Raw genomic sequence first — 10,611 nt, forward strand, 5'->3', positions numbered from 1 at the left:
TGTCCTCCTCCGGTGCCGAGCGGGCACCTTGGGTCGCCGGGGCGTTGCCCCGCTTCGCCCCCAGTCTCACAGAGATCCAGTGGTCACGCCACCGGATCCCGGTCATCCGCGCCGGTCACGCCGCCGACATCCGGCTGCGCGAACAGCCGCCGCTGCTCACCGTGGATAGCACCGGAGATCCACCACGACACCTCGACAAGCACGATGCCGACCGCGCCACAGACGAGCGCGGTGGTGGTGGCCCCGATGTTCGACGGGTCGAGCTTGAAGAACTCGCGGGTGAAGGGCAGCCCGAACAGGATGAGATATCCGCCGGCCGACCCGGCGATCAGCAGCACCTTCCACCACGTGTACGGCCTCGCCACGATGGCCAGCACCCACAGCGCGATCATGATCAGGGTGATCAGGGCGGTGGTTCCTGCCTGCACCCGCTGGGTCTCGGTGGCCTCCGGACCCGCGTACACCAGGGCGTAGGCCACGAACGTCGCGGCGCCGATGACGAGGCCGGACGGGACCGCGAACCGCATCACCCGCGGGACGAACCCGCTGCGTGCCCGCTCGTTGTTCGGCGCCAGCGACAGGATGAACGCCGGGATACCGATCGTGAACCAGGCCGCGATCGTGACGTGCCGCGGCAGGAACGGGTACGGCATCGGCTCGAAGTGGAAGAACTGGGAGAGCACCCCCGAGAGCCCGATGAGGAACGCCAGCAACACCGAGTACACGGTCTTGGTGAGGAACAGGTTCGAGACGCGCTCGATGTTGCCGATCACCCGGCGCCCCTCGCCGACCACGTACGGCAGCGTGGCGAACTTGTTGTCCAGCAGCACGATCTGGGCGACCGCCCTGGTCGCGGGGCTGCCCGAGCCCATCGACACCCCGATGTCGGCGTCCTTGAGCGCGAGCACGTCGTTGACGCCGTCGCCGGTCATCGCCACCGTGTGGCCGCGCGACTGCAGCGCTCCCACCATCTCGCGCTTCTGATCCGGCCGCACCCGACCGAAGGTGGTTGCCGTGTCCAGGGTGTCGGCCAGCGCCTCCCGCTCGGTCGGGAGTTCCCTCGCGTCGACCGGGCGGTCACCGCCGGGCAAACCGAGCGAACCGGCAACCGCGCCAACCGAAACCGCATTGTCCCCGGAGATCACCTTGACCTGGACGTGCTGATCGGCGAAGTACTCGAGGGTCTCTCTGGCGTCGGGCCGCACCCGCTGCTCGAGCACCACCAGCGCCCGCGGCGTCACCTGACCCGGTGCCGCGCCGTCGTCCACGGGCAGGTCGCTGCTGCCGAGCATGAGCACGCGCAGGCCCTTCGCGCCGATCTCCTCGGCCTCACGGGCGGTGTCGGTCTCGGGGTCGAGCAGCACGTCCGGGGCGCCGAGCACCCAGTTCCCGTTGTCGCCGTAGGAGATACCGCTCCACTTCTTGGCGGAGGTGAACGGCGCGATGGCCGTACTGGTCCAGCCGGGATCGCCGTCACAGGACTCCGCGATCGCCAGCATGCTCGCGTTCGGACGGGGATCGCTCCCCGCCATCGCCGCGAGCGCGTCGCGAGCCGAGGCCTCGTCCCCGTCGAGAGAACGCAACTCCGACAACCGCATCCCGTTCTCGGTCAGCGTGCCGGTCTTGTCGGCACAGACCACGTCGACGCGGGCGAGCCCCTCGATCGCGGGCAGTTCCTGAACCAGGCACTGCCTGCGCCCGAGCCGGACCACGCCGACCGCGAAGGCCAGCGAGGTCATCAGCACCAGGCCTTCGGGAACCATCGGGACCAGCGCCGCGACCATGCCGTTCAGCGCCGTGCCCAGATTCTGCTCGCTGACGAACAACTGGTTGTAGATGATCAGCAGGCCCGCGGGGATCATCAGGTACGTGATGAACTTGAGGATCTTGTCGACACCGCTGCGCAGTTCGGAATGCACCAGGGTGAACTTGCTCGCCTCCGCCGCCAGCTTCGCCGCGTACGCGTCCTTGCCGACCTTCGTGGCCTGGTAGGCGCCGCTGCCCGACACCACGAAACTGCCCGAGAGCACCTGCTCGCCCGGCCGCTTGTGGACGGGGTCGGCCTCGCCGGTCAGCAGTGATTCATCGACCTCGAGGACCTCGCCCTCGACCACGGCGCCGTCGACCACGATCTGATCGCCCGCGCCCAGTTCGATGATCTCGTCGAGAACCACCTCGTTCGGTGCCACCGACACCGAGGCGCCGTCGCGGCGGACCTGGGGCTTGGCCTGACTGACGATCGCCAGTTTGTCGAGGGTCTGCTTGGCCCTGACCTCCTGGATGATGCCGATCGCGCTGTTCGCGATGATCAGCAGCCCGAACATGCCGTCGATCACCGAGCCGGTGGACAGCACGATGATCAGCAGCACACCGAGGATCGCATTGATCCGGGTGAACACATTGGCGCGGACGATCTCCTTGACCGACCGGCTCGCGCGGCCGGGCACGTCATTGGTCCGCCCGTCCGCCACCCGGCGCGATACCTGCGCCGCGGTCAATCCGGTCGAGACATCGACCTCGCCTGCCGTCAGTGTTGCGACCGTCACACCGTCGCCGGAATTCTCGTCGGGGGCCATGCCGCCAGGCTATGTCAGACCCGGGGACCCCCGCCGCCCCTCGCTCATGCGAGCCGCAGCCACCACTGCCGCTGCGAGGCCGGGCGCAGCACGTCGATCCGCTGTCCCGGCATCGGCACGCTCACCTTCGTGTCGACCTCGCCCGCCGCCGCCAGCAGCCGTGTCACCGGCTCCGCCCAGGGATGGAAGGCCAGGTTGAAGGTGGCCCAGTGCACCGGCACCAGCACGCCGGATCCCGGCTCGCCCCGGTTGAGGTCGGCGTGCATCCGGACCGCCTCCTCCGGGTTCATGTGGATGTCCGGCCAGTGCTCGTCATAGGCACCGACCGGGAGCAGCGTCAGGTCGAACGGGCCGTGCCGCGTGCCGATCTCCGCGAACCTCGGGGTGTAACCAGTGTCACCACCGAAGAACACCGCCCGCGTCGGTCCGGCGATCACCCAGGACGACCAGAGCGTCGGATTGCGCACCAGCCCGCGGCCGGAGAAGTGCCGCGCCTCGGTGCAGGTGAGGGTCAGCGCACCGACCGTCGCCTGTTCGTCCCAGTCGAGCTCGACGATCCGATCGTCCGGCACCCCCCAGTGCCGCAGGTGCGCCCCGATACCCTTCGGCACCACGAACGGGGCGCGCTGGGTGCGCACCAGCGCCATGACGGTGGTCTTGTCGAGATGGTCGTAGTGGTCGTGCGAGACGACGACGGCATCGATCTGCGGCAGGGCCTCGATCCCGACCGGGGTCGGATGCAGCCGGGCGGGCCCGATCAGCCGGGAGGGCGAGACCCGATGGCTCCAGACGGGGTCGGTGAGCACCCGATGCCCGTCGATCTCGATCAGCGCGCTGGAGTGTCCGTACCAGGTGACGGCCAGCTCGGCGGGCTGCGCGGGTGCGAGCGGGGTGGCCAGCGGGATCGGGCTCCGCGGGCGACCCAGCCGGCCGCGGGTGAGGAACGAGGTCACGATGCTCGGGCCCGTGGTCACGAACTGGCTGCTGGGCTCGCTGTTGTGGAACCGCTTGCCGCGGTATCGGGCGGAACCCTTCGCGTGCGGCACGATCGCTGTGGTCGAGGCGCCCATCGCCGAGGACAGATCCGTGCCGACGCGCACGAGCGCCGCGACCCCTGCCAGGCCGGCCGCGGCCCCAATGGCGCCCTTGATCCCGATTCTCATCGGCCCTTGAACTCCGGCTGCCGCTTCTCCCACCGAGCCTGGCGGGCCTCGTCCATGTCCTCGCTGCGCCATGCGGCCTGCAGCGCGCTGAGCTGTTCGGGAGTCGGGTCGTCCTGGGTGCCGTCGTCGTTGAACACCATCTTGAGGTGCCGCAGCGACAGCGGGGCCAGCGCCGCGATGCGCTTGGCCCAGTCCTGCGCGACCGCGAGATCACCGATCTTGTTCGCCAGGCCCGCGGTCAGCGCCTCCTCGGCGGACAGCGACTCGGCTCCGAGCAGCATCGTGCGGGCCGGTCCGCCGCCTGCGAGGGACACCAGCCGCTTCACGGTCCAGGTGTCGACGGAGATGCCGAGCTTGGCGGCGGGGATCGCGAAATGGGCATCGGGGGCGACGACCCGCAGGTCGGAGGCCAGGGCGAGCTGGGTGCCCGCACCGACGGCGGGGCCATTCACCGCCGCGATCACCGGGATCGGCGCCCCGTCGATGGTGTGCAGCATCTCGAGCAGGGTGTCGGTGAAGCCGTCCGCGTACACGTCACCGGACAGGTCGGCGCCCGCGCAGAACGCGGAGCCCTGCCCGGTCAGCACGATCGCCCGCGCCCCGAGGGCAACGGCCTCGTCGACGGCATCGCGCAGGAGCACGCATTGCTCGGTGTTCAGAGCGTTCCGCCGCTCCTCTCGCTGGAGCTCGATGGTCACCACATCACCGTCGCGGCTGGTCCCGATCATGTGATTGACCGTACCGTTCTCACCCGGGAGGTTGCCACCATGCAGACACGGTCGGACGTCGTGGTCATCGGCGCCGGGCAGGCAGGCCTGTCCGCGGGCTACTACCTGCGCCGGTTCGGACTCGAGCCCGATGCCGGATTCATGATTCTCGACCACGCAGGCGGCGCCGGCGGCGCGTGGCAGTTTCGTTGGCCCTCACTGACATTGAGCACCGTCAATCGTGTGCACGACCTGCCCGGCATGCCGTTCACCGATGTCCTGGACGGCACCGCACCCGCCGAGGTGCGCGCCGCGGAGGCGGTGCCGCGGTACTTCGCCGAGTACGAGCGCCGCTTCGAACTGCCGGTGCACCGGCCTGTGCATACCAGGGTGGTGTGCGATCGGGCGGGCGACGGTCTGCTCACCCTCGAGACCGACTCCGGCACCGTCACCGCCCGCGGGATCATCAACGCCACCGGCACCTGGGAGCGCCCGTTCATCCCGCGTTACCCGGGAGCCGAGCTGTTCCAGGGGCGCCAGCTGCACACCAGGGACTACCAGAGCGCCGCCGAGTTCGAGGGTCGGCACGTGGTCGTCGTTGGCGGCGGCATCTCCGCCGTGCAACTGCTCGACGAGATCTCCCTGGTCACCTCCACCACCTGGGTGACCCGCAGCGTCCCACAGTTCCGGGAGGAGCCTTTCACCGCGGAGGAGGGCAGGGCCGCGGTCGCGGTGGTCGAGGACCGGGTGCGGCGCGGCCTGCCGCCCGGCTCGGTGGTGTCGGTGACCGGGCTGCCGGTCACCCCTGCGATCCGGGCCGCCCGCGCCCGTGGCGCGCTCGCGCGACTGCCGATGTTCAGCGAGATCACCGCGGACGGGGTGCGCTGGGCGGACGGCACGCAACGCCGCGCCGACGTGATCCTGTGGTGTACCGGCTTCCGCAGCTCGCTCGACCACCTGGCCCCGCTCCGGCTGCGCGGGCCAGGCGGCGGGATCACCATGACCGGGCGGCTGGCCACGCAGGTCGCGTCCGACCCGCGCATCCACCTGCTCGGGTACGGCCCGTCCGCGAGCACGATCGGGGCGAACCGCGGCGGGCGGGCGGCCGCGGCGGAGCTGGTCGAGCATCTGGGCGGCACCGGCCGGTAGCGGGCCGTCGTCAGGCCGAGGCCACCGCCCGTTGCCGGATCTGCCGCGGCGACTCACCGGCGAGGTCCCTGACGGCGCGGCCGAACTGGCTCAACCCGGTGAACCCGCTCCTGCGCGCGATCTGGCCGACCGACAGGTGCGCCGTGCCCGGGTCCGAGAGCAGGTCGATGCCGTGCCTGACCCGCCGCCTGCGGATCATCCCGTAGACCGAGATGCCGTCGCCCTCCATGAGTTTGTGGAGGTAGCGAGGGCTGACGTTGATCCCCGCGGCAACGCGATCGACGCTGAGCGTCGGGTCGGTGAAATTGCGTTCGATGAAGTCGTACACCCTGGCCCTGTTGCCGACGGCCATCTCCTCCGGCGCCGGCTCCTCGTCCGCCGATGGCTGGATCACCGCAAGCGCCAGATCCACGATCGCGTGCTCGATCAGCGACTGTTCGGCGAGGGTGTTCGGGTGGTGGCGGGTGAGCGGCTCCAGCATCCCCGCCAGCGCGCTGCCGACAGGCGATCCGGGAATGACAGCGCCGGTGAGCCTTCGGGTGTCGATCGACCTCTCCGTGAGCAGCAGGCGAGGGAGATAGACGAAGACGACCTCGCTACCTGCGGCCACGTCGAGCTCGAACTCACGCCCGAAGTCGACGAACGTGAGATCTCCCGCGGCGCCCCGAGCCGAGGTCCGATCCTGTTCCACGCCAACGGTGCCCGACCGGATGGTCGCCACCGAGACGTAGTCACCCATCTCGTCATCCAGCAGGGTGCGGGTGCGAACCGCCCTGACCGCGGTCGACTTCATCCGATTCACGCGGATCGTCCCGAAGTCGGTCGACCCCATCGTCGCTCTGAACTGTGACGGCTGCTCGGCGCTGAATCGGCAGATCCCCGAGAGCATCTCGATCCCGTCGGCCCCGCGCATGTGAAGTCCGCCATGAAACCGCTGCGTCAGACCCGCGGTCTGCAGCGTCGCCCTGCCATCGTTCAATTCTTCCCCCGTGTCGCCCGTGCCCCCCGACATGAGTTTCCGTAGGCACCATAACGCAACGGCACGGACCCCACCGGCAGTCGATCAGCCCGCGTCGGCCACCACCTGGCGCGTTCGCGTCAGCGGAGCGAACTCGAATCCCCAACCGAGCGACCGCCGCACACCCAAGGTGAGCAGTCGCTGGTATTGGGACCAGGCGTGCGTCTGCCAGTCCAGGAACCGCTCCACCACGAGCGTGCGCCACTGGGCGTCGTCCAGGGTCAGCGCCACGGTGGACACATGCAAGCGGGTGCAGATCAGCTGTCGCTCGACGCAGATCTCGATCTCCGACAGCCCGGCCAGACCCACCGCGGGACACCACTCGACTCCCGCACAGGTGTCGAACCTGACGGCCGTCGCGTGCCGCTCCCAGGTCGCCAACGTCTCCTCGACCGCGTGCTCATGGGCGGCAAGGACCGCATCCAGGCGGTCGCGCAACCTTCCTCCGAATGCCGCGCGCAGAACCGATCTCGGCGGGGTGAAGGTCACCTCGAGCGCCGACACCGACGCGCTCTCGCGCCGCACACCGCAGCCCTCCCCGAACAGCCACTCCACGACGCGCATCTCGGGCGGGTGCACGAACTCCGGTCCAACGGTCGACGACCCGATCCAATGCAGCCGGGAGATGTCGGGACACTGGAGCGGCGGAACCGAATCCGCGTGTGCGATAACCCACGTCATAGCGGGCATGATGGCATCCGGACAAGCGTTCAGACCGCACCGAATACCCAATTGTGACCCTGGTGCGCGAATCGTCGAATCCCCATGCGCGGATCACCCAGTCCGATCACGGGCTCGGAACCACCACTCCAACGGGTCCGGATCCGACGCACAGCGTCAGGTCCGGCTCCATCGCGCGGAGCTCGAGCAGGTCACCGCCACCCGTCAGCCGGACGAAGACACTGTTCGGCCCCCGCCGAACCGGAACCGTCACCGGGTCCCCCTGCTGGAGCGATGCCGTGATCTCACCGTCCGCCGAGGCCAGGTAGTTCAGCCGAACGGTCCACTCCCAGCCGGCCAGCGGTCCGTCGAGCGGCAGCTCGGAAATGTCCGTTCCGATGCGGTGCCCACAGCCCGGCTCGGGACCAGGATCGATGGTCCGGACCCAGGTCACCTCCGCGTCGACCAGCCTGCCGTCGTCGTCGAGCATGCGCAGCTCCGGCGTGGCAGCTGCGAACTCGGGGCGATCCGGCAACGGCCCGAGGACGTGACTGACCAGGTTGTGTGGATGAGCGACGGGTAGGAGCACCCAGATCGACGTCGGCTGCTCCAGCAGCGGCACATCGGGATGCTCCGCGAGCGCCGAGCGCGCGTTGGCCAGGTAGTCGCGTGTCGTGTCGTCCCGCCAGCTGTCGGCAAAGGTCGCGGTCGAGACGAGGCTGCCCGCGACGAACGCGGACATCAGCGCCACCGTCGGCGTCGGTCCACGCCCCGAACCCGCCCTTGCCGTTCGGGCGGGGGCACGCAGGGTGACGGCCAGCGCGATGGCGATGATGACGGCGCTGTCGGTCAGGTAGCGCAGCGTCTGCCCGAGCTCGAAGGTCGTATCCGCACCCGACCTGGTGACCACCATCGCCGCGATCGAGGCGAACGCATAGGCCCCCACTGCGATCCACACCAACGCGACCCGGCGCTTCCAGACGATCGTCGCGACGACAACGGCGGCGGCGAGGACCCCGCTGACGCCGATGAGCACCGCGGACGGGTCCGCCCACGGCGGACTCGGTGGCCAGCGGTCCCAGGTCCATGGGCCACCGAAGAGCGCCGGAATCAGCCCCTTCGACGTCGCGTGCCAGACCATCTCGGTCGCCGACGCGCGGTCGTACGGGGCGAGATCGATCGTGACGGTGAGGCGGTAGATGAGCGACCACACGACCGCGAGGAGCAGCGTGGGCGCCCAGAGGAGCGCCCCCCTGGTGGCCGCCGCGCGAATCGGCCGCGCCAGGCCGTCGACCCGGTAGATCAACGCGACCGCGACGAAGGCCGCCAGGGGAACCAGCACCGCCTTCTCGAAGAACTGCAACGACGCGGCGAACACCAGGAACCCGGAGATCGCGTAGCGCGCACTGCCGGTGCGGCACAACCGAATCGCGTCCCCCGCCACCCAGGCGAGACCGATCTGCAGCGGCAACGCGTTGAGGCCGGCGGCCCACCAGGCGAAGGCGGGCAGGGTGAGCGGCGAGAAGAGGTAGAACACCAACGGGATGAGGACGGCCGGGCGGCGACCGAGGATCAGCCGGAGCAGTCGCAGCAGGGCCAACGAGGCCAACGCCTGGAGCACGAGCAACATCAGCGCAGGCCCCAGCCAGTTGTACGGCGCCAACCTGGTTGCGATCCCGGCGACGAGGAAGGCCGCAGGCATGAAGTGACCGTCGTGGTCGTAGAACAGGAACTGCGACGACAGCAGCGACATGGATCCGGACCGGCCGGTCAGGATCAGGTCGTCCCAGTAGAAGTAACCGCGGCTCAGGACCAGGCCGCGCACGACCAACTGCAGCCCGATCAGGGCGAACGCGATCTGCAGGACCCGGGTGCCGGACAGCGGCCACCAGCGAGACATCCGGGGCCGCCCGTCGGCGGCCTGCTCCGGGACCGGGGCGTGGGCCCGGTCCGCGGGGAGCGTTTCTGCGCGCATGGTGTCCCCGACATTAGTGCCGGTATTGAGCACGCAGACGTGCGGACGCTGGCTAGGATCAGTGCTTGGTGTTGCCGAGAGTCCCGTGCGACCGAGAGGACCCAGATGCGTTTCCTCAAGCTTGCCGCCACCGCCGCCGCACTCGTCGCTGTGCCGGCCGCCCTCGCGGCACCGGCCGCCCAGGCCCTGACCCCACGGACCGTCTTCGGGACGGTGAGCTGCAAGCAGGGTCCGCGGAACTCGCCACCGGTGGCGGTATGGGTGGTCGCCGACAAGGGCGAATCCGGATGGGCGGAACTCGACAACCCGGTCGGCGGCCACGGATGGATGCGCGAGTATTCGTACACGTCCTATGAAGCCGAGCGATTCCGACTTCTCGTCGGGTGCGGCGGAACAGCCGAGCAGGCGGAGCGGGCCGTGGTCACCGGCTGGATGAAATCCGGTCGCCACAACCTGACCATGAACTTCTGACCGTCCGACGCCGGGCCGCCGCGGGGATCACCCCATGTCGAACTCGTCCGGGTCCGGTCCCAGCCGGTTACCGACGTCGAGACCGGCGATCGCGGCGAGGTCATCCGCATCGAGCTCGAAGTCGAACACCTCGATGTTCTGCCGGATCCGATACGGCGTCACGGACTTCGGGATGACGACGTTGCCGAGCTGGAGGTGCCATCGCAGCACCACCTGCGCGGTGGAACGCTGATGCTTCTCGGCGATCCGGGCCAGCGCCGGGTCGTCGAGCAACGCACCGCCCTGACCGAGGGGCGACCACGCCTCGGTGAGGATGCCGTGGTCGGCGTGGAAGGCCCGCAGCTCCGGCTGCGCGAAGTCCGGGTGCACCTCGATCTGGTTGATCGCGGGCACAACGGACGTTTCGTCGATGATCCGGCTCAGCTGCGCGGTCTGGAAGTTGGAGACACCGATCGAGCGCACTCGCCCCTCCGCCTTCAGCTCGGCGAAGGCACGCCAGATGGCGATGTAGTCCTCGCGCATCGCGCGGGGCCAGTGGATCAGGTAAAGATCGAGGTAGTCGAGGCCGAGCCGCTCGAGGGAGGCGTCGAACTCGCGGCGGACCGAGTCCGTCGTCCAGGTCTCCCCCGCGCCGTTCCACAGCTTGGTCGTGATGAACAACTCGTCCCGCGCCACTCCGGAGTCCGCGATCGCCCGGCCGGTACCGACCTCGTTGCCGTAGATGGCCGCGGTGTCGATGCTCCGGTAGCCGATGCTCAATGCGCTGGTGACGGCCGTGTAGCTCTCGTCGTCGGGCACCTGCCACACCCCGAAGCCGAGCTGCGGGATGGTGTTGCCGTCGTTCAACGTCACGTTCGGGACAGGGCTCACAGAGGTCATGCAACGGATCAAC

At 69.4% G+C, this 10,611-nt stretch carries 9 protein-coding genes; 2 read left to right on the top strand and 7 right to left on the bottom strand.

Annotated features, from left to right (window positions below; all coding sequences use genetic code 11):
• Window positions 1-83: 83 nt before the first annotated feature.
• The 3 genes from BR31_RS0110415 to BR31_RS0110425 are packed head-to-tail and all read right to left on the bottom strand — an operon-like array spanning window position 84 to window position 4,467.
• Complete coding sequence (locus BR31_RS0110415; RefSeq protein ID WP_081830404.1) at window positions 84-2,576, bottom strand: HAD-IC family P-type ATPase; 2,493 nt, start codon at window positions 2,574-2,576, stop codon at window positions 84-86.
• Between the two features lie 44 nt (window positions 2,577-2,620).
• Complete coding sequence (locus BR31_RS0110420; RefSeq protein WP_037176191.1) at window positions 2,621-3,739, bottom strand: MBL fold metallo-hydrolase; 1,119 nt, start codon at window positions 3,737-3,739, stop codon at window positions 2,621-2,623.
• Entirely contained in the window at window positions 3,736-4,467 is a 732-nt protein-coding gene (locus BR31_RS0110425; RefSeq protein WP_027500909.1) for an enoyl-CoA hydratase, read from the bottom strand. Before BR31_RS0110425 ends, BR31_RS0110420 begins: the two co-directional genes overlap by 4 nt.
• Before the next feature lie 39 nt (window positions 4,468-4,506).
• Here BR31_RS0110425 and BR31_RS0110430 point away from each other — a divergent pair, with 39 nt between their 5' ends.
• Window positions 4,507-5,595: an NAD(P)-binding domain-containing protein gene (locus tag BR31_RS0110430; protein WP_027500910.1), complete on the top strand. Its 1,089-nt coding sequence runs from the start codon at window positions 4,507-4,509 to the stop codon at window positions 5,593-5,595.
• 10 nt (window positions 5,596-5,605) lie between these two features.
• Here the strand turns inward: BR31_RS0110430 and BR31_RS0110435 are convergent, their stop codons facing one another.
• The 3 genes from BR31_RS0110435 to BR31_RS0110445 form a co-directional block, all read right to left on the bottom strand.
• Window positions 5,606-6,508 (bottom strand): AraC-like ligand-binding domain-containing protein, encoded by a 903-nt coding sequence (locus tag BR31_RS0110435; protein ID WP_037176192.1) that lies wholly within the window; start codon window positions 6,506-6,508, stop codon window positions 5,606-5,608.
• 150 nt (window positions 6,509-6,658) lie between these two features.
• Window positions 6,659-7,294, bottom strand: a complete 636-nt coding sequence (locus BR31_RS0110440) for a relaxase domain-containing protein (protein ID WP_027500912.1) — start codon at window positions 7,292-7,294, stop codon at window positions 6,659-6,661.
• A 106-nt stretch (window positions 7,295-7,400) separates the two neighbouring features.
• Entirely contained in the window at window positions 7,401-9,173 is a 1,773-nt protein-coding gene (locus BR31_RS0110445; protein WP_027500913.1) for a hypothetical protein, read from the bottom strand.
• 180 nt (window positions 9,174-9,353) lie between these two features.
• Here BR31_RS0110445 and BR31_RS0110450 point away from each other — a divergent pair, with 180 nt between their 5' ends.
• Window positions 9,354-9,719: a hypothetical protein gene (locus BR31_RS0110450; RefSeq protein ID WP_027500914.1), complete on the top strand. Its 366-nt coding sequence runs from the start codon at window positions 9,354-9,356 to the stop codon at window positions 9,717-9,719.
• A 27-nt stretch (window positions 9,720-9,746) separates the two neighbouring features.
• Here the strand turns inward: BR31_RS0110450 and BR31_RS0110455 are convergent, their stop codons facing one another.
• Entirely contained in the window at window positions 9,747-10,598 is an 852-nt protein-coding gene (locus BR31_RS0110455; protein WP_197023586.1) for an aldo/keto reductase, read from the bottom strand.
• Window positions 10,599-10,611 lie beyond the last annotated feature (13 nt).

This window comes from Rhodococcus sp. UNC363MFTsu5.1 (assembly GCF_000686785.1).
GTDB classification, from domain to species: Bacteria; Actinomycetota; Actinomycetes; order Mycobacteriales; family Mycobacteriaceae; genus Rhodococcus_G; species Rhodococcus_G maanshanensis.

Coding starts and splice junctions, on each gene's coding strand:
- BR31_RS0110435 (WP_037176192.1), bottom strand. CDS start 6,508: ATGCGCGGGGCCGACGGGATCGAGATGCTCTCGGGGATCTGCCGATTC.
- BR31_RS0110415 (WP_081830404.1), bottom strand. CDS start 2,576: ATGGCCCCCGACGAGAATTCCGGCGACGGTGTGACGGTCGCAACACTG.
- BR31_RS0110455 (WP_197023586.1), bottom strand. CDS start 10,598: ATGACCTCTGTGAGCCCTGTCCCGAACGTGACGTTGAACGACGGCAAC.
- BR31_RS0110420 (WP_037176191.1), bottom strand. CDS start 3,739: ATGAGAATCGGGATCAAGGGCGCCATTGGGGCCGCGGCCGGCCTGGCA.
- BR31_RS0110450 (WP_027500914.1), top strand. CDS start 9,354: ATGCGTTTCCTCAAGCTTGCCGCCACCGCCGCCGCACTCGTCGCTGTG.
- BR31_RS0110430 (WP_027500910.1), top strand. CDS start 4,507: ATGCAGACACGGTCGGACGTCGTGGTCATCGGCGCCGGGCAGGCAGGC.
- BR31_RS0110440 (WP_027500912.1), bottom strand. CDS start 7,294: ATGACGTGGGTTATCGCACACGCGGATTCGGTTCCGCCGCTCCAGTGT.
- BR31_RS0110425 (WP_027500909.1), bottom strand. CDS start 4,467: ATGATCGGGACCAGCCGCGACGGTGATGTGGTGACCATCGAGCTCCAG.
- BR31_RS0110445 (WP_027500913.1), bottom strand. CDS start 9,173: ATGTCTCGCTGGTGGCCGCTGTCCGGCACCCGGGTCCTGCAGATCGCG.